Genomic DNA, 21,774 nt, shown 5'->3' on the forward strand with positions numbered 1-21,774 from the left:
GGTGAGCTCAGCTGTCCTTCGAGGTGAAGTCGAGCCGCGGGAACGCCAGCTCGCCCGAGTAGCGCGCGGCGTCGCCGAGTGCCTCCTCGATGCGCAGCAGCTGGTTGTACTTGGCGACACGCTCGCTGCGAGCCGGGGCACCGGTCTTGATCTGTCCGCTGCCCACGGCGACGGCGAGATCGGCGATGGTGGTGTCCTCGGTCTCGCCGCTGCGGTGGCTCATCATCGTGCGGTAGCCACTGCGGTGCGCGAGATCGACGGCGTCGAGGGTCTCGGTCAGCGTGCCGATCTGGTTGACCTTCACCAGGAGAGCGTTGGCGGCTCCCTTGACGATGCCCTCCTCGAGGCGCTCCGGGTTGGTGACGAACAGATCGTCGCCGACGATCTGGACCCGGTCACCGATGCTGTCGGTGAGGGCGACCCAGCCGTCCCAGTCGTTCTCGTCGAGCGGATCCTCGATGGAGACGAGCGGGTACTGGTTCAGCAGGTCCGCGTAGAACGCCGACATCTCCTCCGCGGTGCGGGTGTTGCCCTCGAAGGCGTATCCCGTCCCGGCGGTGAAAAACTCGGTGGCGGCGACATCGAGCGCGAGAGCGATGTCGGAGCCCAGCGTGAGGCCGGTCTTGCCGACGGCCTCCGAGATGAGGTCGAGTGCGGCCTTGGTGCCCGCGAGGTCGGGGGCGAAACCGCCCTCGTCGCCGAGCCCGGTCGACAGGCCCTTGGCCTTGAGGACCGACTTCAGTGCGTGGTAGACCTCGGCGCCCCAGCGCAGGGCCTCCTTGAAGGTCGGCGCACCGATGGGGGCGATCATGAATTCCTGCACGTCGACGCCGCTGTCGGCGTGGGCGCCACCGTTGATGATGTTCATCATCGGCACCGGCAGGATGTGGGCGTTGGGTCCACCCAGGTAACGGAAGAGCTCCAGTCCGGCGGACTCCGCGGCACCCTTGGCCACGGCGAGCGAGACACCGAGCAGGGCGTTCGCGCCGAGGCGCGACTTGTCGGCGGTGCCGTCGAGGTCGAGCAGTGCCTGGTCGACCGTGCGCTGCTCGATGGCGTCGAGGCCGATGACGGCCGGAGCGATCTCGTCGAGCACGGCGTTGACAGCCTTCTCGACACCCTTGCCGCCGTAGCGATCGCCGCCGTCGCGGAGCTCGACGGCCTCGTGCTCACCGGTGGAGGCGCCCGAGGGCACCGCTGCACGGGTCAGCGTGCCGTCGTCGAGCGCGACCTCGACCTCGACCGTGGGGTTGCCACGTGAGTCGAGGATCTCGCGAGCTCCGACCTGTTCGATGATGGCCACGAATGAACTCCTAGTCAGGCGTTGAACACACAGCTTCGGGCGCGAACCGGTCACCCGTGGTCGGGCGCGGCTCGAAGACAGACTAGCCGCCGCAGCCGCCGCGCTCGATATTCGACGCGCAGGCGGGCAGGCCGGAGGCTGGTCGGTGATCAGGCGGGCAGGCCGGAGGCCGGTCGGTGATCAGGCGGGCAGGCCGGAGGCCGGTCGGTAGTCAGGCGGGCAGGCCGGAGGAGGTCGACGTCAGGACGGCCGGGCACCGACGGAGTAGGCGGAGGCCGCGTCGCGGACGTCCCTCAGGTAGACCCCCGACAGGTTGTAGGCCATGAGGGCGGCCTGCCATCCCTCCGCTGTGGTGAGGTCTCCCCCACGGGCGCAGAGGTAACGCCCCGCGGTGAGCGCGGCGTCGTCGAGGTTGTCGGGGTCGGCGCGGCCGTCCCCGTTCGCGTCCACGCCCCACTTGCGCCAGGTCTCGGGGATGAACTGCATCGGTCCCATGGCGCGGTCGAAGACGGTGTCGCCGTCCAGTTCTCCGCCGTCGGTGTCGGCGATCTCCGCGTTGCCGGCGGTGCCGTCGAGGGGCACTCCGCGGATGGGCGGGGTCGCGGTGCCGTCGGGACCGACGGACGATCCACCGAAGGTGCCGTGACGACTCTCGATACGGCCGATCCCGGCGAGAGTGGTCCAAGCCAGACCGCACCCTGGTGACGAGCGGGCCATGACCGCGGCCGCGTGGCCGTAGGCCTCGAGCGCGGTGCGGCCGATTCCGGTGGGGTCGACCAGCGGTTCCGCCCAGCCGGCGAGCAGGTCGGCCGAGCGACCGGGCGCGTCCACGTCGATCGGCGGCAGGGGCGCTCCGGGCCCCGGCGGGATTCCCTCCGGGATCTCCACCGCGGGTCTGCCCGGATCCAGATCGAGGGCGCCGCAGCCGGAGACGACGGCGGCCGTGGCGAGCGCAGCCGCGACGACGCGGAGGCGCCGAGAGCGCGGTGGGAGCATGCCTCCATCATCCCGAGTCAAAGTAATAGAAGGGTAAAGGTCTTCAAAAGTCCTGGTCGGCGGCTGTTTCGCACCCCGAAGCCGGTGTATGTTCACCTTTCGTATGAGGGTCGCCTTGCCTAAGACGCCCCACTCCACTCGAACCCGGGAGATCCCGCCGTGTCCACAGTCGCCGTCGTCGCGTCCGCGCCGTCCGTCGTGACGCAGATGGTCGGCAGCGGACTGATCGGGGTGCGGGAGGGACTCGAGACCGGCATCGTCGTGATGATCCTGGTCGCGTTCCTCGTGAAGTCCGACCGCCGCGACGCGCTGAAGTGGGTGTGGACGGGTGTCTCGGCCGCCGTGGGCATGGTCGCCGTCGTGTTCGCCGTCATCCACCTCGGCACCTCGACGGTCACGGGCCTCACCGCCGAGATCATCGCCGGCATCGCCTCGCTGATCGCCGTCGCGATCGTCACCGGCATGGTGTTGTGGATGCGGTCGGCCGCCGCCTCCATCTCCGGCACGTTGAAGGCCGGCATGGCCCGCGCGCTCGACGTCGGGCCGGTGGCCGTCACATCGCTCGCCTTTCTGGCGGTCGGGCGCGAAGGAATCGAGACGGCGCTCCTCATGGTCGGCTACGCGGAGAACACCAACGGCAGTTCCTGGCCGCTGCTGGGTCTGCTGGCCGGAATCGCCGTCGCTGCATTCCTCACCGTCCTCCTGTACTTCGGAGCAGTGCGCATCGACTTCGCCCGGTTCTTCCGCTGGACGGGCGTCTTCCTCGTGTTCGTCGCCGCCGGAATCCTGGCGTACGGACTGCGCGCTCTGCAGATCGGCGGAATCCTCCCCGGCGGCAGCGCGACCGCGTTCGACATCAGCGACACCTGGGACGCGGGCAGTTGGTACGGCACCGTCGTCGCCGGCATCTTCAACTTCCGCCCCGAGCCCACCGTTCTGCAGGTCGCGGCCTGGGTGCTCTACCTCGTCGTCGTCCTGCCCCTGTTCCTCCGGCGGCCGAAGGCCGTGCCACGAGTCACCGCACCGCAGCCACAACCCGCCGCGTCCTGACCTCTACACAACTCCCTGCTCCAAGAACCTCCGGCCTTCCCGCTCCACTACCGACCGGCCTCCGGCCTTCCCGCTCCACTACCGACCGGCCTCCGGCCTTCCCGCTCCACTACCGACCGGCCTCCGGCCTTCCCGCTCCCGAAAGGGCACCACTGAAATGCGCACCACCACCCGCCTCCTCTTCTGCGCCGCCGCGCTGCCGCTGGCACTCACGGCCTGCACCGAGAAGGAGGCCGCGACCTCGGCCGAGGGCGGCGACATCGTGGTCGACGCGACCGACAGCTCGTGCGACGTCGGTACGACGAGTGCACAGACGGGCAGCTCCACCTTCCAGGTGACCAACAACGGCTCCAAGGTCACCGAGTTCTACGTCTACGGCGAGGGCGACCGCGTCATGGGCGAGATCGAGAACATCGGGCCCGGCGTCTCCCGCCAGCTCATCGTCGCGCTACCCGAGCCCGCCACGTACCAGACCGCGTGCAAGCCGGGCATGGTCGGCGACGGCCTCCGCGGCGACTTCGTCGTCACGGGTGACGCCAAGGAGTCCGACGCCGACGGGACGCTCGCCGAGGCGGCCGACGGTTACAAGCGCTACGTCGTCAGCCAAGTCACGGCGTTGCAGGAGACGACGGGATCGTTCGTCACCGCGGTCACGTCCGGCGACGTCGAGGGCGCCAAGGCCCAGTTCCCGCTCGTCCGCACCTACTACGAGCGCATCGAACCCGTCGCGGAGAGCTTCCCCGACGATCTCGACCCCCGCATCGACCTGCGCGAGCCGGACGTCGAGCCGGGTGCCGAGTGGACCGGGTTCCACCGCCTGGAGAAGGACCTGTGGGCACAGGGGCTCCAGCCGGACACAAACGCGATCGCCGAGCAGTTGAAGGCGGACGTCGACGAACTGGTCGCGGGCGTGCAGTCCCCCGACTTCGTGATCGACCCGATCACGGTGGCGGGCGGCGCACAGGGCCTCCTCGACGAGGTCGCCCAGACGAAGATCACCGGTGAGGAGGACTTCTTCTCCCACACCGACCTGTACGACTTCCAGGCGAACGTCGACGGATCGCAGGCAGCGGTGGCGGCTCTCGCTCCGGTGCTGTCCGAGCGGGACCCGGAACTCGCGGCCACCATCGAGCAGCGCTTCGCGGAACTCGACACCGAGCTCGCGAAGTACCGCCAGGGTGACGGCTTCGTCTCCTACGACACGGTCACCGAGCCGCAGCGCCAGGACCTGTCGAAGAAGATCGACGCCCTGTCCGCGTCGGTGAGCCAGGTCCAGGGTGTCGTCGCAGGCGCCTGAGCGGACGTCCGACACGGACGCCGCCGCCACCCCGCCGAGTCGACGCCTCTCGCGCCGCGCGCTCTTCGGTGGCGTGGGAGCCGGCGCACTCGCGGTCGGCGCCGGTGCCGCGCTGGGCCGGTCGACCGCACCCGAACCCGCGGTCGCCGACGCGGCCGAGGCCGTGGTGCCGTTCCGCGGCGTCCACCAGGCGGGCATCGTCACGCCCGCACAGGACCGCATGCACTTCGTCACCTTCGACGTGACGACCACCTCGCGCGACGAGATCGTCGCGATGCTCACGAAGTGGACGGCGATGGCCGAACGTCTCACCGTCGGCGCCGAGTCGGTGCCCGGTGGCGTGGTAGGCGGCGGACAGTACGAGCCGCCCGGTGACACCGGCGAGGCCTACGGCCTGATGCCGTCCAACCTCACGCTGACCATCGGCTTCGGCCCGTCGTTCTTCGACAGGTTCGACTTGGGTGACCGCAGACCGGCTGCACTGAAGGATCTTCCGCGATTCCCCGGCGACGACCTCGACCCGGCGCGGAGCGGTGGCGACATCGCGGTGCAGGCCTGCGCCGACGATCCGCAGGTGGCGGTGCACGCCATCCGCAATCTCGCGCGCATCGCGTTCGGCACCGCGTCGGTGCGGTGGTCGCAGCTCGGCTTCGGTCGCACCGCGTCGACGTCGACCGCCCAGGCGACACCGCGCAACCTCTTCGGCTTCAAGGACGGCACGAACAACATCAAGGCCGAGGAAGCGGCGACCGTCGACGAGCACGTGTGGGTGAACGGCGGCGAGTCCGACTGGATGACGGGCGGCACCTACCTCGTGGCGCGGCGCATCCGGATGAAGATCGAACCGTGGGACCGCGCGGTGCTCGGCGAACAGGAACGCGTCATCGGTCGGTCCAAGGCCACCGGCGCGCCACTGGGCGGCACGGCCGAGTTCGACACCATCGACCTCGGCTCCCCGACCATCGCGAAGGACGCCCACGTACGACTGGCGTCGTCGGAGTCGTTGGGCGGCATCAAGATTCTTCGCCGCGGGTACAACTTCACCGACGGCTCCGACGGCTTCGGTCACCTCGACGCGGGGCTCTTCTTCGTCGCTTTCTGCAGCGATCCGCAGACCCAGTTCGTGCCGATGCAGCAAGCTCTCGCGCGACGAGATGCCCTGAACGAGTACATCTCCCACGTCGGCTCGGCGGTCTTCGCCTGCCCACCGGGAGTTCCGGAAGGCACCGAGGACTACTGGGGCTCGACGCTCTTCGGCTAGACGGTCAGCGGTTCTTCTCGTCCGCCTGCGGCCGATGGTGGGACGCGGCGACGCGTGCGTCGTCCGTCCCCGTCGCCGCGAGCGGTCGGCCGAACATGTCGGTTCCCGGCCAGTACTTGGACCACGCTCGTGCGTCCATCTCGGCCGATCGGACTCCGTCCATGGCGGCGCCGCGCTCCGCGGCCCGTACGTCGGCCACGAACTCGTTGACGGTACGGCGCAGCGAGTCCTCGGCGCTGGTGGCGCCGTGATCACCCGAGATGTCGATGCGCACCGAGAGCATGGACTCCGGGACGAAGTCCTGAGGGAGCCCGGCCTTGACCGCTCGGGTGATGACCTGCTGGGCGAGCGCGAGCGACGGCTGCGCCATGGCGATGCCGTCGAGACACGACGCGCGTACCTTCTCCGCGGCCTTGCGCTCCTCCCAGGCCTTCTCCTGCGCACCGATGTCGATCGGAGCGCCGGACGTGTCGGCCAGGTGCGGGCTGCGGTGGGTCAACTTGGCCACCAGGGTGGACGCCACGTCGTCGATGTCGAACGCCTCGGCGCCCGCGTCCTTGGCGATGCGCGCGTGGAAGATGACCTGCAGCAGCAGATCGCCGAGCTCCTCCCGGATGGAGTCCGCATCGCCGGTCTCGATGGCATCGAGCAGTTCGTAGGTCTCCTCGAGGAGGTACCCGCGCAGCGACTCGTGCGTCTGCTGCGCCTCCCATCCGCCGAGTGAGCGCAGTTTGTCGATGACGAAGACGGCCTCGGCGAGGTTGCCGCCGCGGGGTACCGGCACCTCGATGACGTCCTCGCCGCGCGTGATGCGTTCCTGGACGTCGGGGTTGTCGCGGCTGGTGCTGATGAGCACCTCGGGCTCGTCGTCGCCCGCGGAGGTGAACCCCGTGAGGCGCCAGCGGATGGAGACCGGCACCTCTTCGGTGAAGCCCACGGGCTTGTCCAGCAACGTCACGGCCTGCACCGGCACCATGGTGGGCCGCAGGGGATCCAGCAGCAGAATCGTCATCGCGCGCTCACACCCCGATCGGTTGCTCGACTCGTACGGAGCCCGCGGGCTGCCCGTCCATCGCGAGCAGCACGTCGGCGACGAACTGCAGAAGTTCCTCGTCGCGGACACGGGCCGAACCGACTCCACCACCTGCCACACGCGGAATCGGGATCTGCACCGTGCCGGTGGTCGCCCGATACTGTGCGCTGGGGTAGAGCCGCTTCAACCGTATCTGCTTGGAGTCGGGTAGGTCCATCGGCGCCAACTTCACCATGGTCCCCGCCATCTGCACGTCCACGATGCCGTAGGAACGGCACAGGATGCGCAGGACGGCGACGGCCACGAGCCGGGCGACCTCGGCCGGCACCGGCCCGTAGCGGTCGGTCAGCTCGTCGATGACCGCGCGGATCTCGGCGTCGTTCTGCGCCGCGGCCAGCTTGCGGTACGCCTCGAGTCGGAGCCTGTCGCTGGTGACGTAGTCCGGCGGGATGTGGGCATCGACGGGGAGGTCGATGCGCACCTCCTTGGGCGCCTCGTCGGTGGTGACGGGGCGGCCGTCGGCCACGGCGCGGTAGGCCTCCACCGCCTCGCCGACCAGTCGGACGTACAGGTCGAATCCCACACCGGCGACGTGGCCGGACTGCTCCGCGCCCAGCACGTTGCCAGCGCCGCGGATCTCGAGGTCCTTCATCGCCACCGCCATACCGGCGCCCAGGTCGGAGTTCTGCGAGATGGTGGCCAACCGGTCGTACGCCGTCTCGGTGAGCGGCTTCTCCGGCGGGTAGAGGAAGTAGGCATAGCCACGGTCCCGGCTGCGACCCACACGCCCACGCAACTGGTGGAGCTGGGACAGACCCAACGAATCGGCTCGCTCGACGATCAGCGTGTTCGCATTGGAGATGTCGAGGCCCGTCTCGATGATGGTGGTGCAGACCAGGATGTCGAACTCACGCTCCCAGAACCCCTGCACCGTCTTCTCGAGCGCGTCCTCGTTCATCTGACCGTGTGCGACCACGACGCGCGCTTCCGGCACCAGCCGTCGGATGTTCGCGGCGGCCTTGTCGATGCTGCTCACGCGGTTGTGAACGTAGAAGACCTGGCCGTCACGGAGCAGCTCACGGCGGATCGCCGCCGCCACCTGCTTCTCCTGATAGGCACCGACGTAGGTCAGGACGGGGTGACGCTCCTCGGGCGGCGTCAGGATGGTCGACATCTCGCGGATGCCCGCCATGCTCATCTCGAGCGTGCGCGGAATCGGTGTCGCCGACATCGTCAGGACGTCGACGTGCGTGCGCAGCGCCTTGATGTGCTCCTTGTGCTCGACGCCGAAGCGCTGCTCCTCGTCGACGATGACCAGCCCGAGGTCCTTCCACTGCACACCGGTCTGCAGCAATCGGTGCGTGCCCACGACGATGTCCACCGTGCCGTCCGCGAGGCCGGCGAACGTCTCCCGCGACTCGGCGGCGTCGGAGAACCGGGACAGCCCCTTGACCGTCACCGGGAAGTTGGCCATCCGCTCGGTGAAGGTCTGCAGATGCTGCTGGGCCAGCAGGGTGGTGGGAACGAGCACCGCCACCTGCTTGCCGTCCTGGACGGCCTTGAACGCCGCCCGGACGCCGACCTCGGTCTTGCCGTAACCGACGTCGCCGATGACCACTCGGTCCATCGGGACGGGCTTCTCCATGTCCGCCTTGACCTCGTCGATGACGGTCATCTGGTCGACGGTCTCGGTGAACGCGAAGGCGTCCTCCATCTCCTTCTGCCACGGGGTGTCCGGCCCGTACGCGTGACCGGGCGCCGCCTGCCGCGCCGCGTAGAGCTGGACGAGCTCCCCTGCGATCTCGCGGACGGCCTTGCGGGCCTTGCGCTTGGTGTTGGTCCAGTCGGATCCGCCCAGCTTGCTCAGGCTCGGCATCTCCCCGCCGACGTAGCGGGACAACTGGTCGAGCGACTCCATGGGAACGAAGAGGCGGTCGCCCGGGTGGCCGCGCTTGCTGGGCGCGTACTCGACGACGAGGTACTCACGGCGTGCCCCGCCGATGGTCCGCTCGACCATCTCGACGAAGCGGCCGATGCCGTGCTGGTCGTGGACCACCATGTCGCCGGCCGTCAACGCGAGCGGATCGACCTGATTGCGACGCTTGGCGGGCAAGCGTTTGCCGTCGCCGGCCGCCGCGACCCGGTTGCCGGTGAGATCGGCCTCCGTCACCACCACCAGGCCGGCATCACGCAGGACGAGACCCGAGTGCAACGACCCGCACATCACGCCGACGACGTCGGGGCCGGGCTCGGAACCGGCATCGAGAGGGAGCGCCGGCACACCGGCCTCCCGCAGGCGTTCGACCGTGCGCTGCGCCGTTCCCGCGCCCGCGACGACGACGGCCACGCGGCCGCCGGACGCGAGGTGCGCCGTGAACATCTGGAAGAGCGTCGCGAGTGCCTCCTCGGAGCCGCGCACGTCCGGGGGCGCGTCGACGTCGAGCACGATCTCCTCGTCACTGCCCGAGGCGAGCGGGCCCACGGTCCACCACGGCCGACCGGCCGCCTCCGCAGACTCTCGGACCTGCCGCAGCGACCGGTAGGCGGACGCGCTGAGATCGAGGTCGAGGACGGCGCTCTCGTCCGTCACGCTGCTGGTGTCCAGCGCTGCGGTGTCGAGCGGTGCGGCCGCACCGATGCTCGCGGCCGTCCACGACGCCTCGAGGAACTCCTTGCCGGTCCGCACCAGATCCGTCGCGCGCGTACGCACCTTCTCCGGATCGCAGACCAGCACGTGCGCGCCGTCGGGCAGCGCGTCGGTCAGCAGTTCGAGGCCGCCGGCCTTCAGCACCGGCAGCAACGCCTCCATGCCCTCGACCGGAACGCCGGCGGAGATCTTCTCGAGCATCTCCACCAGGATCGGGTCGCCGGTGTTGTCGGCGGCGAGACGCGCCGCGCGCTCCCGTACGGCCTCGTCGAGAATCATCTCCCGGCACGGCGGCGCGATGACCGTGTCGACCTCCACGTCGGGGATGGAGCGCTGGTCCGCGACCGAGAAGGCGCGCAGGTCCGTGACCTCGTCACCCCAGAACTCGACACGGACGGGGTGATCCGCCGTCGGCGAGAACAGATCGAGGATGCCGCCGCGCACCGCGAACTCACCGCGTTTGCCGACCATGTCGACACGCGTGTAGGCCAGCTCGACCAGTCGCTTCTGCAACTCCTCGAAGTCGAACTCCGCCCCCACGCGCAGGCCGACGGGCTCGATCTCGCCCAGTCCACGCGCCATCGGCTGGAGCACCGAGCGCACCGTGGTGACGATGATCTTCAGCGGGACGCCGTAGTCGGCGTCCTCCGGCCGGGCGAGGCGCCGCAGCACCTCGATACGACGACCGACGGTGTCCGCTCCGGGAGACAGACGCTCGTGCGGCAGCGTCTCCCAGGACGGGAACTGCGCCACGGCGCCGCCCACCATCTCCGTGAGCTCGGCCGTCAGATCGTCGGCCTCGCGGCCCGTCGCGGTGACGAGCAGGACCGGTGTGGTGCGGGACATGGCCGCAGCGATGAACGCCCGTGCCGGAGTGGGTGCCACAAGGGTGGCCTCGCGGCGGCCGGACAGATCGACGATCTGCGCCAGCGACGCGTCACGCAGTGCGAATTCCAGCAGGCCCGACATCCGGCCCGCACCGTCGTCCGGGGTCTGCGCTGGGGAAACATGGACGGACGGCGAGGACACCAGCAGAACTCCTGACGGAAAGACGACACGATCGTGCACCCGCAACGGCCCGACACCCCTCACGGAGATCGATCGGTCGGCGACGACTCGGTATCGATTCTAGGAGCAGTCGCCGACAGAAACGACCGTGGGCCGACCGAGGCGACCGCGACGCGGCCGCTCGTCGTCAGGCGCCGTAGCGCAGGACCCGGCGGGCGGCGAACTCACGGAAGTAGTCGAGCTTGCGACCGGGGACCAGCGACGGGAGCAGGTAGTGCCACAGCCGCTCCATGCGCGCCGACAACTCCTTGGTGCTGTCGGTGGCCACCGCGACCATGTGGGCGCCGACGATGACCTCCAGGAACAGCATTCCGGTGGTCACGGGGTCGAGGTCGGCCTCGAGGTCGCCCTCGTCGATCGCCCGACGCGCCAGGCCGGTGTGGTACTCGGCCCAGCCCTCCATGACGTTCTCACCGGTACCGCGGTAGTCGCCGATCTGATGCTTGAGCCGGAACATCGCGGCGACCATCGGATCCGTGATCGCCAGATCGACCGTGATGTACGAGACACCGATCTCGGCCTCGAGAGCGGGGATCCGGCCGTCGTCCAGGGCGCGGCACGCCGTGGTGAGCCGCCGCACGCCCTCGTCGATGACGGCGCGAGCCAGCTCCTCCTTCGACCCGAAGTGGAAGTAGAGAGCTCCCTTGGTGACCTGCGACTGCGAAATGATCTCGCTGAGGCTGGCATTGGCGTACCCGAGCCGTAGAAAGACATGGGCGGCCCCCGCGAGCACCGTGTCTCTGGTGATCTCGGCGCGTGCCTGTCTGACCATGCGATCCGCCTCGAAAGTTTGGGGCATTCAATCCGTGAACAACGCGAGAACGGTACCACTGGACCACTACACAGCACGAGCACTCGTCCCGGAGTCCGAGCGTCGTGTCGTCACGACCGACGAGGTGGCCCACCGTGACCACCTCCGGTGACACTCGCGCTTTCAGCTCCCCAACCGGGGATCGGGCTCCAGATTCGTGAGCCCGTTCCAGCACAGGTTCACGATGTGCGCGGCCACCACCTCTTTCGAGGGAGACCGTTCGTCCAGCCACCATTGCGCCGTCATCGACACCATTCCGACCAATGCCTGGGCGTACAGCTGGGCATTGGCCGGGTCGATGTCGCGGCGGGAGAAGTCACCCGCCAGGATGTGCCCCACCTGGCCGACGGCGTCGTTCAGCAGGCTCGAGTACGTTCCCTCGGCCGCGGCGACCGGGGAGTCGCGCACGAGGATGCGGAACCCGTCGCTGCGCTCCTCGACGTACGTCAACAGGGCCAGCGCCACCCGTTCGACCCGGATCCGGGACCGGTTCTCGGTCAGCGACGACGTGATCATGGACAGCAGCGTGGACATCTCGCGGTCCACCACCACGGCGTAGAGACCCTCCTTGCCGCCGAAGTGCTCGTACACGACCGGCTTGCTCACCTGCGCGCGTTGCGCGATCTCCTCGATGGACGTGGCCTCGTAGCCACGCTCGGCGAACAGCGTGCGGCCGATCTCGATCAACTGGGCCCGGCGCGCGGTCCCCGTCATCCGGACACGGGGCGCACGTTCCGGTAGGGCGGCGTCACCGGGTGCACGCGGCTGATCGGGCTCGCGGGGCGCGTCGGGCGTCGAGGTCATGGAATCACTGTGACACGCGAGCACTGCGCGGCGAGTGAGGCCTGCGGAGCGTTTTACGGAGCGGGTGCACTCGTGCGAGGATCGACGCGCTCGGCGCACGCCAGCCGAGGCTGTGATCCGCCGTGGTGTAATGGCAGCACCTCTGATTTTGGTTCAGATAGTTCAGGTTCGAATCCTGGCGGCGGAGCCGTGGCGCCACAGCGGCGGAGCTGCTGTCGTAGGGCGGCGGAGCCGTGGCGACGAGTGTGGCGGGTCCCCCGCCCGGGGCACATCCGAAGTCGGTCGAGGAGATTCATGACGTCGAAGGTCGCTGTAGTCGTGCTCGCCGCGGGGGCGGGAACCCGAATGCGATCGAAGACTCCGAAGGTTCTGCACGAACTGGCCGGTCGGTCCATGCTCGCGCACGCTCTGCACGCGGCCGACGGAGTGGACCCCGATCACCTCGTCACCGTCGTCGGGCACGACCGCGAGAAGGTCTCGGCCGCCGTCGCCGATCTGGCCGAGACGTTGGGTCGCACCATCGACATCGCGGTGCAGGCCGAACAGCACGGCACCGGTCACGCGGTGCAGTGCGGCCTCGCGTCGCTGCCCGCCGACTTCGACGGCACCGTGGTGGTCACCGCGGGGGACGTGCCACTGCTCGACGCCCACACTCTGCAGGCACTGCTGCACGATCACCACTCCTCCGCGGAGCCCGTCGCGGTGTCGGTGCTCACCTTCGTCCCCGACGACGCGAACGGCTACGGCCGCATCGTCCGCGACGGGTCCGGCCAGGTCCAGGAGATCGTCGAGCACGCCGACGCGACTCCCGATCAGCTGACCATCACCGAGGTGAACTCGGGTGTCTACGCCTTCGACGCGCAGTCGCTGCGGGTGGCTCTCGACTCGCTCGGCACCGACAACGCGCAGCACGAGCTGTACCTGACCGACGTCCTGAAGATCTCGCGCCGACGCGGCCTGCCGGTGTTCAGCACCCAGCTCACCGACCCGTCGCTGGTGCGCGGTGTGAACGACCGAGTGCAGCTGTCCGAGGTCACCCGCATCCTCAACGAGCACATCCTCGCCCGCCACATGCGCGCCGGCGTGACCGTGATCGACCCGTCGTCGACGTGGGTGGACATCGAGGTCGCCGTCGGACGCGACGCCGTGCTGCACCCCGGCACGCAGTTGCACGGACGCACCGTCATCGGTGAGGACGCGATCATCGGGCCCGACACGACACTCACCGACGTGTCGGTCGGCGAGGGCGCGACGGTGGTCCGATCGCACGGATCCGACTCGGTGATCGGTGCCGGAGCGACGGTCGGGCCCTTCACCTACCTGCGGCCGAACAGCGACCTCGGCGACCACGGCAAGCTCGGCGCCTTCGTGGAGACCAAGAACGCGACCATCGGAGCGCACTCCAAGGTGCCGCACCTGACCTACGTCGGCGACGCCAGCATCGGCGAGCACTCCAACATCGGTGCGTCCAGCGTCTTCGTCAACTACGACGGCGTCGGCAAGAGCCGGACCGAGATCGGTTCGCACGTGCGCACCGGTTCCGACACCATGTTCATCGCGCCGGTGCGCGTGGGCGACGGGGCCTACACGGGCGCCGGAACCGTCCTACGCCATGATGTACCGGCGGGAGCGCTCGCCGTCTCCGGTGGTCCGCAACGGATCATCGAGGGCTGGGTGCAGAAGAAACGTCCGGGAACGCCGGCGGCAGAGGCCGCCGAACGCGCCCGTTCGACCGAGGAATCACACGTGCACGAACCGAAGGACGGCGAGTAGAGCAGTGACCACAGCCAACTGGATCGACAACCAGAAGAACTTGATGCTCTTCTCCGGTCGCGCTCATCCCGAGCTCGCCGAGCAGGTGGCGAAGGAACTCGGGATCGAGGTCACCCCGCAGACCGCCCGCGACTTCGCGAACGGCGAGATCTTCGTCCGCTTCGAGGAGTCCGTCCGCGGCTCCGACGCGTTCGTGCTGCAGAGCCACCCGTTCCCGCTGAACACGTGGCTCATGGAACAGCTCATCATGATCGACGCGCTCAAGCGCGGATCGGCCAAGCGCATCACCGCGATCCTGCCGTTCTACCCCTACGCCCGCCAGGACAAGAAGCACCGCGGCCGCGAGCCCATCTCTGCACGCCTGGTCGCCGATCTGCTCAAGACGGCCGGCGCCGACCGCATCATCACGGTCGATCTGCACACCGATCAGATCCAGGGCTTCTTCGACGGCCCGGTCGACCACATGCACGCGCACAGCCAGCTCGCCGACCACATCCGCGAGGGCTACAACCTCGAGCACATCACCGTGGTCTCCCCCGACTCCGGCCGCGTGCGCGTCGCGGAGAAGTGGGCCGACTCGCTCGGCGGGGCGCCGCTGGCGTTCATTCACAAGACACGAGATCCGTTGGTGCCCAACCAGGTCAAGTCGAACCGAGTCGTCGGTGACGTCGAGGGACGCACCTGCATCCTGATCGACGACATGATCGACACCGGTGGCACCATCGCCGGCGCGGTGAAGGTGCTCGAGGAGGCCGGCGCGGGCGACGTCGTCATCGCCGCCACGCACGGCGTGCTGAGCCACCCGGCCGCCGAGCGCCTCGCGTCGTGCGGCGCCAAGGAGGTCGTCGTGACCAACACGCTGCCCATCAGTGACGACAAGCTGTTCCCGTCGCTGACCGTGCTCTCCATCGCACCCCTGCTCGGCAAGACCATCCGTGAGGTCTTCGAGAACGGGTCCGTCACCAGCCTGTTCAACGGCAACGCCTGAGAAACGACGTCACCGACCGACACTCCCCGCGGACCTCGTCCGCGGGGAGTGTCGTCGTCGGGCGCCCTACTTCCGGGCCAGCACCAGGGCGAAGCGCTCGTCGGAATCGGTCCAGAACTCGTCGACCGTCAGCCCCGCCGCGGCCAGTTCGCCGGTGATCGACTCGCGTCGGAACTTGGCGGAGATCTCGGTCCGCATCTCCTCGCCCGCCGCGAACTGCACGTCCAGGTCGAGGTCCGCGACGCGCACCGTGTGGTCGCGACGTGCGCGCAGCCGCATCTCGATCCACTCGTTGCGCTCGTCCCACACGGCGACGTGCTCGAAGTCGTCCACGTCGAAGTCGGCGTTCAGCTGCCCGTTCAACACGGAGAGCACATTCAGGTCGAACTGCGCCGTCACTCCCTGCGCGTCGTCGTACGCGGGCACCAGAACCGCGGGGTCGATGACCAGCCCGACCCCGAGCAACAGGAACTCCCCCGTGTCGAGGGTGTTCGAGATGGCAGAGAGGAACTCGGCGCGCTCCTGCGGCACGAGGTTCCCCAGCGTGCCGCCCAGGAACGCCAACGTCCTGCGCCCGCCGGTGGGGACCCAGAACAAACCACTGTCCGGGCCGCCGGTGCTCGTGAAATCACTCACCACACCGTGGATCTCGAGGTCCGGGTACTGTCGCGACAACTCCTCCATCGCACCGGTCAACGCCGACGGCGACACGTCCTGCGGGACGTAGCGACGCAGGGTGCCGTGTTCCAGACCCGCGGACAGCAGCACCCGGGTCTTGTCCGACGATCCGGAGCCCAACTCGACCAGCACCTCCACTCCCGTCACGCGGGCGATCTCCGCGGCCCGTTCGGTCAGCAGGGCGCGCTCGGTGCGCGTCGGGTAGTACTCGTCCAACTCGGTGATGCGCTCGAACAGTTCGCTGCCCACGGCATCGTAGAAGTACTTCGGCGGCAACCATTTCGGCGTCGCGGTGAGCCCGCGGCGGGCATCTTCCCGCAGCGATTCCTGTAGATCACCCTCGGTGATGTGGATGTCCAGTGACGGCGCTGTCATGACGAACTCCTCGGTGCTGACGAGCATGGAAGGTGCAGGGGTGGAGCGGTCAGAAGGTGGTGATGTTCACGGATCCCGGTCGGGCGGAGACGAGGCACCGATCGGGCACCTGCTGCCATCCGGGCAGATCGTCGAGCGGTTCGGACGCGAGGACGACGCTGTCCTCGTCGTACCGGACGGAGAGCGAGTGGTGGAGCGTCGTCGCCCAGAGCGACTCGCCATCGCCGAGCAGCAGGTTGACGCGCGAGTCCGGGGCGGCGGCGTCGACGTCCGCCAGCAGACCGGCGAGTGCGTCCGCCGGATCGCGGTCCAGTAGCCGCTGCTGCAGAATCGCCCACAGCACAGCGGAATCCGTGGGTGCCGCCAACCGCAGCAGCGACTCGACGGGCACCTTCTCGGCGAGCGCGGAGACCGACTGCGGCCATCCGCGCACGACACCGTTGTGGCTGAACGCCCATCGACCCTCGACGAAGGGCGCGCACGCCGACCGCTCGACGGGCATGCCGACGGTGGCGGACCGCACGGCCCCCATCACCGCCACCGAGCGGATGTGGGTGAGCGTGTCGGTGACGGCCGGGTCACCCCACATCGGCATCGCACTCCGATACGACGACGCGGTGCCGTTCGACCACCAGGCCGCACCGAAGCCGTCCGCGTTGATCGTGCCGCCGCCGCGCATCTCGCGGGGTGCGTACGACTGGGTGAGCAGCGATGTCGGGCCCGCGGTGAGCACGTCTCCGACGGTGCGTGCGGGTCCGAGATAGCCGACGTGTCGGCACATCCGCTACCGGTGTCCCACGTCGCGGGCGCACCGGAAGCCGGCGAAGATCTGGCGCCGGATCGGGTGGTCCCAGTTGCGGAACGTCGCGCGGACCGCCGTCTGGTCGGTGCCGAACGAGCCGCCGCGCAACACCTTGTAGTCGCCACCGAAGAACACCTCGGAGTACTCCGGGTAGGGGAACATCTCGAACCCGGGGTACGGCTCGAAGTCGGACGACGTCCACTCCCAGACGTCGCCCATCAGCTGTTCGACGCCGAGCGGCGAGGCTCCCTCGGGATACGCGCCGACGTCGGCGGGTTCGAGGTGGCGTTGACCGAGATTCGCGTGCCGGTCGTCGGCGTCGTCGTCGCCCCAGGGGTTGCGCCGGGAGAGCCCGGACGCGGGGTCGAAGCGTGCCGCCTTCTCCCATTCCGCCTCGGTCGGCAGGCGCTTGCCGGCCCAGCGGGCGTAGGCGTCGGCTTCGAACCAGCTGACGTGAACCACGGGCTGCGCTGCTCGAATCTGCTTCGCACGTCCGAAGACTCGACGCCACCACACACCGTCGTCGTCCTGCGACCAGAACTGCGGCGCGGTGAGACCGGCCTCGGTGCGGTGTGCCCAGCCGCGTTCGGTCCACAGCTCCTCGCGGTCGTAGCCACCGTCGGCGATGAACTGGAGGTACTCACCGTTGGTCACCGGAGCCGCGTCGATCGCGAAGGTGGGCACCTCGACAGTGTGCGCGGGCCGCTCGTTGTCGAGGGCCCACGGATCGTCGCCGGTTCCCATCTCGAACGCGCCACCGGGGACGATGACCTCGACGTCGTGGGCGGGCGGCAGCTGGGCGCGGGGAGCGTCGGGTGCGTCCAGCACGGCGTCGCCGGTGCGCAGCTGATGTGTCGCCAGCATCGTCTCGTCGTGCTGCTGTTCGTGCTGCGCGACCATCGCGAAGACGAAGCCGTTCTCCACCAGCCGACTCTCGGCGAAGGTGCAGCGCTGCAACGCATCCAGTGACAGGGCGCGCACGGTGTCGACGTAGGAACGCGCCTCGTCGGGCGACAGCAGATCCAGCCCCGGCCGGACGGACCGTGCGTGGCGGAACGCGTCGTAGAGGTCGTCGATCTCCGGGTGCACCGCGTCGCGACCGCCCACGTCGCGGACCAGCCACAGCTCTTCCTGGTTGCCGATGTGGGCGAGATCCCAGACCAGTGGGCTCATCAACGGCGACACCTGCTCGCGCAGCCCGTCCTCGTCGAGGCACCGGGTGAGCGCCAGGGTCCGGGCGCGGCTACGCACCAGCATCGATTCGAGCCGGCCGCGCAGCGCCACCGCGTCGACCGTCGTGTTCGCCGTCATCGTGAGAACTCCTTCCGAGCATCGCCTCGTGGTGGTGTCGCCGCTGTCCCTGGTGCCGTCGGCGGCTGGGCGGCGGAGCAGCGCGTCGCCGCGCGGCCCAGGGCTTCACGCGCCTCGCCGTGGCTGGAGTCGGCCGCGAGTGTCAGCAGCTCCACCGCAGCGCGCCGCAGCGCCTGGTCGGCGAGTCCGTCCCGCGCCGCGTCCTCCCACCTGGTCAGGGTGGGTTCCGCCAGGTCCAGCGCCTGATCGGCCACCGAGTCGGAGGACAGCAGGGCGTCCACCGCGTACATCGGCACCTCCCACGTCCCGTCGGGTTGGCCGTCGAGGTACCGGATCTCGAGGTGGCCGCTCGCACGCACGAGGGGAAACACCGTCGTCAGGTGGTAGTCCAGGTCGGCCGTCGTGGGGCGCCGACCCATGTCGTCGTCCAGGTCACCCTCGAGCCACTGGGCGAACGTGGCCTCGCGCGGCGGCGCGGCGAGGCGCCCGTCGCGTCGCACACACAGGAGCGGGACGTCCATCACCCAGCGTGCGTAGTCGCGGACGGGATCGACCCCGAGCGGAACACGCGTGCGGGTGCGGTCCAGTTCGAACCAGGTGCGCATGCGCTGCGAGGCCCACCGACCGTCGGGAACGCCGTACAGAGCGGGCGTGGTCGCGAACGCCGCCAGTAACGCCGGACCCACGGCATGCACTGTGGCCCAGCGCCGTCGGATCTGCTCGTCGTCGCCGCCGGCGTCCACACTGACCTGGACCGCGGCCGTGTTGCACATCATGAGCTTGCCGTACGGGCCGTACTGCTCGAAGCGCTGCTCCATCGCGCAGTAGCGCGGCAGCGTCAGCAGGCGGTCGGGAGGTCGCAGCGTGTCCGCGCCGCCTCCGGCGAGGGAGATCCCGTGCGAGTCGAGCAGGCGGGTCAACGTCTGTTCGTCGTCGCGCAACGCCTCGACGACGGAGGCGAGGGACGTGGCGGGCGAGGACGACAATTCGATCTGACCACCGGGCTCGACGGAGACGACACTTCCGGAGCGGAGGGCGAGTGCGGGGGACTCGGGCCGAAGAGACTGCGGGGTGTGGGCACCCAGTGCCTCGGCGAGCGAGTCGAGAGTGGGACGTGCACCGGACGGGGTCCGGGTGAACCATTCGAGTTCTGCGCCGATCAGAGTCGGCGGCCCCACCTTGAAACAGACCCGGGCGAGGTATGCCTCGGCGGCGGGCCGCGAACTGAGAGTGCCGGAAACGGCCGTCATGGATGCCTCCGCGGGGTGACGGTGGAGCGTGAAGTGGAACGGGCACTGCGTACGGGAAGAGGAACGGACACTGCGTGTCCGGATGACGTCTACCCCCGCCCTTCACAGACTAATCGCTCCCGCGCGCGGTCGCCGGTAGTGTCGGCGTCACTGTGAACGCCACCCCCGAGACGGACACCGTCGACGTGCTCGCCGCCCGCGCGGACACCCCTGCCGCCGAGCACGGGGTGTTCCTCGACAGCGCCGGCTCGTCGCTGCCGCCACAGCGCGTCGTCGAGACGGTCGTCGAGCACCTGCGCCGTGAGGCCGAGGTGGGCGGATACCGCGCAGCGCGTGAACGCTCGGAGGATCTCGCCGCGGTGCGCACGTCCGTGGAGATGCTGATCGGAGCCCCGACCGGCACCGTGGCACTGTCCGACAGCGCCACGCGGGCCTGGTGCGACTTCTTCTACGCGGTACCGCTCTCCCCCGGTGACCGCATCCTGGTCTCCACCGTCGAGTACGCCACCAACGCGATCGCCGCACTGCAGCGGGCGCGGGCGACCGGCGCGGTGGTCGACACCATTCCCGTGGACCCGTCCGGACGCATCGATCTCGAGGCCCTCGAGCGGATGATGGACGACCGCGTCGCGCTGGTCTCGCTCGTGCACGCGCCGACCAACGGCGGCCTGCTGAACCCGGTCCGGGAGATCGTCGACCTGGCCCACCGTCACGGGGCCCTCGTGCTGCTGGACGCCTGTCAGTCGGTGGGCCAGATCGCCCTCGACGTGGCGGAGCTCGGTGTGGACGCTCTCTCCGCGACGGGACGCAAGTGGCTGCGAGGACCGCGCGGTACCGGTTTCCTCCACGTCGCCCCGTCGGTGCTCGACACCCTGGAGCCGCGATCTCTGGATCTGCACAGTGCGTCCTGGACCGGCCCCGACTCCTACACCGTCGCCGACGACGCGCGGCGGTTCGAGACGTGGGAACACGACGTCGCGGCCCGGCTCGGTCTCGGCGCCGCCGTCGATCTCCTGCTCGAACTCGGACCGAGCGCGGTGGAGGCCGCGGTGCGTGTGCGGGCCGAGCGGCTGCGGAGCGCCCTCACCGAGGTGCACGGCATCGCGGTGCACGACCTGGGCGACCACCACACCGGCATCGTGACCTTCACCGTCGAGGGCGTCGCGCCCGCCGCGGTGAAGGACGCACTGGCGGAGCGCGACATCACCGTCTCCGTCAGCCCGGCGTCGTCGACTCTGCTCGACATGACGGCCCGCGGACTGGACTCCGTCGTCCGGGCGTCTCCCCACTACTTCCTGACTCTCGATCAGATCGATCACGCCGTGGACGAGTGCCGGGCTCTGACGTCGCAGCGGTGACCCGCCGCCAACGGTGACGAGCAGGGGCGATTCGCGGCCGATCGGCGCGTTCGGGTAGTGTTCACGCCGTTGTCTCGGCGAGGGTGACGAGTGCGCAGTGCGTACGTCACCGTGATCGACGCAGGCGCGGTCTCGCAGCCGTCCTCGTTCGTGTCCACGCCGAGCGAGTAGTACCCGCAGCAGTCACACCGGACCGCAGCCGTTTCAGACCGCAGTCACACCAGATCTTCCGAGGAGCCCCGTCCCATGGCCAACGTTCTCAACGCCACCGTCCGCACCGAGTTCGGCAAGGGCGCAGCCCGCCGCACCCGCCGCGACGGTCTCGTCCCCGCCGTCCTGTACGGACACGCCACCGAGCCCAAGCACCTCGCGCTCCCGTCTCGCGAGTTCGCCGCCGTGCTCCGCGCCGACGGCACCAACGCCGTCATCGAGCTCCAGGTCGACGGCGAGAAGCACCTCGCCCTCACCAAGTCGGTCGTGGTCCACCCGATCCGTAACTACATCGAGCACGCCGACCTCCTCGTCATCCGTCGCGGCGAGAAGGTCACCGTCGAGATCAACGTCGTCGTCACCGGCGACGCGGCGCCCGGCGCCCTCGTCACCACCGATGCCAACGTCATCGAGATCGAGGTCGACGCGACCCAGATCCCCGAGCAGTTCGAGGTCTCCGTCGAGGACGCCGAGATCGGCACCCAGATCCTCGCCTCGTCGATCGAGCTGCCGTCCGGCGCGACGCTGATCTCCGATCCCGAGCTCCTCCTCGTCAACGTCGTCGAGGCGCCCAGCGAGGCTGCACTCGAGGCCGAGGGCGCGGGCGATCTCGCCAGCAACGTCGCCGCCGAGGAAGAGGAGGCTGTCGAGGACAGCTCCGCCGCCGACGAGGCCGCAGCAGCAGACGAGAACTGATCCACCGAGCACCACCGCGGCGCGCCTCCCTCACCGGAGGCGCGCCGTTTCTCGTTCCCCCAC

At 69.3% G+C, this 21,774-nt stretch carries 17 protein-coding genes and 1 tRNA gene; 8 read left to right on the top strand and 10 right to left on the bottom strand.

Annotated features, from left to right (window positions below; all coding sequences use genetic code 11):
- Window positions 1-7: 7 nt before the first annotated feature.
- Together eno and BR07_RS0102360 are read right to left on the bottom strand one after the other, a co-directional pair.
- Window positions 8-1,303: a phosphopyruvate hydratase gene (gene eno / locus BR07_RS0102355; protein WP_027504061.1), complete on the bottom strand. Its 1,296-nt coding sequence runs from the start codon at window positions 1,301-1,303 to the stop codon at window positions 8-10.
- A 240-nt stretch (window positions 1,304-1,543) separates the two neighbouring features.
- On the bottom strand, window positions 1,544-2,299 hold the full coding sequence (locus BR07_RS0102360) for a lytic transglycosylase domain-containing protein (RefSeq protein ID WP_027504062.1): 756 nt from the start codon (window positions 2,297-2,299) through the stop codon (window positions 1,544-1,546).
- A 207-nt stretch (window positions 2,300-2,506) separates the two neighbouring features.
- Between BR07_RS0102360 and efeU the strand changes: the two genes are divergently transcribed.
- The 3 genes from efeU (at window position 2,507) to efeB (ending at window position 5,907) form a co-directional block, all read left to right on the top strand.
- Window positions 2,507-3,349 carry an iron uptake transporter permease EfeU gene (gene efeU / locus BR07_RS0102365; protein ID WP_081821100.1) on the top strand — a complete coding sequence of 281 codons (843 nt, stop codon included), beginning with the start codon at window positions 2,507-2,509 and terminating at the stop codon, window positions 3,347-3,349.
- A 157-nt stretch (window positions 3,350-3,506) separates the two neighbouring features.
- The gene (efeO, locus tag BR07_RS0102370) at window positions 3,507-4,646 is read left to right on the top strand and encodes an iron uptake system protein EfeO (protein ID WP_027504064.1); all 1,140 of its coding nucleotides are present in this window, start codon (window positions 3,507-3,509) and stop codon (window positions 4,644-4,646) included.
- Window positions 4,627-5,907 carry an iron uptake transporter deferrochelatase/peroxidase subunit gene (gene efeB, locus BR07_RS0102375; RefSeq protein ID WP_027504065.1) on the top strand — a complete coding sequence of 427 codons (1,281 nt, stop codon included), beginning with the start codon at window positions 4,627-4,629 and terminating at the stop codon, window positions 5,905-5,907. The genes efeO and efeB overlap by 20 nt, the downstream gene beginning before the upstream one ends.
- A 4-nt stretch (window positions 5,908-5,911) precedes the next feature.
- Here efeB and BR07_RS22975 read toward each other — a convergent pair whose 3' ends face one another.
- The 4 genes from BR07_RS22975 to BR07_RS0102400 form a co-directional block, all read right to left on the bottom strand.
- Entirely contained in the window at window positions 5,912-6,919 is a 1,008-nt protein-coding gene (locus BR07_RS22975; protein ID WP_081821037.1) for a MazG family protein, read from the bottom strand.
- Window positions 6,920-6,926: 7 nt separating this feature from the next.
- The gene (gene mfd, locus BR07_RS0102385; RefSeq protein ID WP_051613057.1) at window positions 6,927-10,556 is read right to left on the bottom strand and encodes a transcription-repair coupling factor; all 3,630 of its coding nucleotides are present in this window, start codon (window positions 10,554-10,556) and stop codon (window positions 6,927-6,929) included.
- A 226-nt stretch (window positions 10,557-10,782) separates the two neighbouring features.
- Window positions 10,783-11,427 carry a ScbR family autoregulator-binding transcription factor gene (locus BR07_RS0102390; RefSeq protein WP_027504067.1) on the bottom strand — a complete coding sequence of 215 codons (645 nt, stop codon included), beginning with the start codon at window positions 11,425-11,427 and terminating at the stop codon, window positions 10,783-10,785.
- A gap of 162 nt (window positions 11,428-11,589) precedes the next feature.
- A complete protein-coding gene (locus BR07_RS0102400) occupies window positions 11,590-12,180 on the bottom strand; it encodes a TetR/AcrR family transcriptional regulator (RefSeq protein WP_027504068.1) in 591 nt (196 codons plus the stop codon).
- A 206-nt stretch (window positions 12,181-12,386) separates the two neighbouring features.
- Here BR07_RS0102400 and BR07_RS0102405 point away from each other — a divergent pair.
- The 3 genes from BR07_RS0102405 (at window position 12,387) to BR07_RS0102415 (ending at window position 15,031) form a co-directional block, all read left to right on the top strand.
- Window positions 12,387-12,457: transfer RNA gene (locus tag BR07_RS0102405), tRNA-Gln, on the top strand.
- A 107-nt stretch (window positions 12,458-12,564) separates the two neighbouring features.
- Entirely contained in the window at window positions 12,565-14,043 is a 1,479-nt protein-coding gene (glmU, locus tag BR07_RS0102410; RefSeq protein ID WP_027504069.1) for a bifunctional UDP-N-acetylglucosamine diphosphorylase/glucosamine-1-phosphate N-acetyltransferase GlmU, read from the top strand.
- A gap of 4 nt (window positions 14,044-14,047) precedes the next feature.
- Window positions 14,048-15,031, top strand: coding sequence for a ribose-phosphate diphosphokinase (locus BR07_RS0102415; RefSeq protein ID WP_027504070.1), 984 nt, complete (start codon window positions 14,048-14,050; stop codon window positions 15,029-15,031).
- Between the two features lie 66 nt (window positions 15,032-15,097).
- On the opposite strand, the gene egtD is transcribed toward BR07_RS0102415, so the two are convergent.
- The 4 genes from egtD to egtA are packed head-to-tail and all read right to left on the bottom strand — an operon-like array spanning window position 15,098 to window position 19,447.
- Window positions 15,098-16,084: an L-histidine N(alpha)-methyltransferase gene (egtD, locus tag BR07_RS0102420; protein ID WP_027504071.1), complete on the bottom strand. Its 987-nt coding sequence runs from the start codon at window positions 16,082-16,084 to the stop codon at window positions 15,098-15,100.
- A 49-nt stretch (window positions 16,085-16,133) separates the two neighbouring features.
- Window positions 16,134-16,865, bottom strand: a complete 732-nt coding sequence (gene egtC, locus BR07_RS0102425; RefSeq protein WP_027504072.1) for an ergothioneine biosynthesis protein EgtC — start codon at window positions 16,863-16,865, stop codon at window positions 16,134-16,136.
- A gap of 3 nt (window positions 16,866-16,868) precedes the next feature.
- Window positions 16,869-18,197, bottom strand: coding sequence for an ergothioneine biosynthesis protein EgtB (gene egtB / locus BR07_RS0102430; protein ID WP_027504073.1), 1,329 nt, complete (start codon window positions 18,195-18,197; stop codon window positions 16,869-16,871).
- A complete protein-coding gene (gene egtA, locus BR07_RS0102435; protein WP_027504074.1) occupies window positions 18,194-19,447 on the bottom strand; it encodes an ergothioneine biosynthesis glutamate--cysteine ligase EgtA in 1,254 nt (417 codons plus the stop codon). Before egtA ends, egtB begins: the two co-directional genes overlap by 4 nt.
- A 152-nt stretch (window positions 19,448-19,599) precedes the next feature.
- Here egtA and BR07_RS0102440 point away from each other — a divergent pair, with 152 nt between their 5' ends.
- Both BR07_RS0102440 and BR07_RS0102450 read left to right on the top strand, forming a co-directional pair.
- Window positions 19,600-20,805 carry an aminotransferase class V-fold PLP-dependent enzyme gene (locus BR07_RS0102440; protein WP_037183945.1) on the top strand — a complete coding sequence of 402 codons (1,206 nt, stop codon included), beginning with the start codon at window positions 19,600-19,602 and terminating at the stop codon, window positions 20,803-20,805.
- Between the two features lie 246 nt (window positions 20,806-21,051).
- Window positions 21,052-21,711, top strand: a complete 660-nt coding sequence (locus BR07_RS0102450) for a 50S ribosomal protein L25/general stress protein Ctc (RefSeq protein WP_027504076.1) — start codon at window positions 21,052-21,054, stop codon at window positions 21,709-21,711.
- Window positions 21,712-21,774 lie beyond the last annotated feature (63 nt).

Source organism: Rhodococcus sp. UNC23MFCrub1.1 (assembly GCF_000686025.1).
GTDB lineage: Bacteria > Actinomycetota > Actinomycetes > Mycobacteriales > Mycobacteriaceae > Rhodococcoides.

Bases quoted from the DNA above. Each gene is read 5' to 3' on its own strand.
- BR07_RS0102360 (WP_027504062.1), bottom strand. From the start codon at position 2,299: ATGCTCCCACCGCGCTCTCGGCGCCTCCGCGTCGTCGCGGCTGCGCTC.
- efeU (WP_081821100.1), top strand. From the start codon at position 2,507: ATGGTCGGCAGCGGACTGATCGGGGTGCGGGAGGGACTCGAGACCGGC.
- efeO (WP_027504064.1), top strand. From the start codon at position 3,507: ATGCGCACCACCACCCGCCTCCTCTTCTGCGCCGCCGCGCTGCCGCTG.
- BR07_RS22975 (WP_081821037.1), bottom strand. From the start codon at position 6,919: ATGACGATTCTGCTGCTGGATCCCCTGCGGCCCACCATGGTGCCGGTG.
- mfd (WP_051613057.1), bottom strand. From the start codon at position 10,556: ATGTCGGGCCTGCTGGAATTCGCACTGCGTGACGCGTCGCTGGCGCAG.
- BR07_RS0102390 (WP_027504067.1), bottom strand. From the start codon at position 11,427: ATGGTCAGACAGGCACGCGCCGAGATCACCAGAGACACGGTGCTCGCG.
- BR07_RS0102400 (WP_027504068.1), bottom strand. From the start codon at position 12,180: ATGACGGGGACCGCGCGCCGGGCCCAGTTGATCGAGATCGGCCGCACG.
- glmU (WP_027504069.1), top strand. From the start codon at position 12,565: ATGACGTCGAAGGTCGCTGTAGTCGTGCTCGCCGCGGGGGCGGGAACC.
- egtD (WP_027504071.1), bottom strand. From the start codon at position 16,084: ATGACAGCGCCGTCACTGGACATCCACATCACCGAGGGTGATCTACAG.
- egtC (WP_027504072.1), bottom strand. From the start codon at position 16,865: ATGTGCCGACACGTCGGCTATCTCGGACCCGCACGCACCGTCGGAGAC.
- egtB (WP_027504073.1), bottom strand. From the start codon at position 18,197: ATGACGGCGAACACGACGGTCGACGCGGTGGCGCTGCGCGGCCGGCTC.
- egtA (WP_027504074.1), bottom strand. From the start codon at position 19,447: ATGACGGCCGTTTCCGGCACTCTCAGTTCGCGGCCCGCCGCCGAGGCA.
- BR07_RS0102450 (WP_027504076.1), top strand. From the start codon at position 21,052: ATGGCCAACGTTCTCAACGCCACCGTCCGCACCGAGTTCGGCAAGGGC.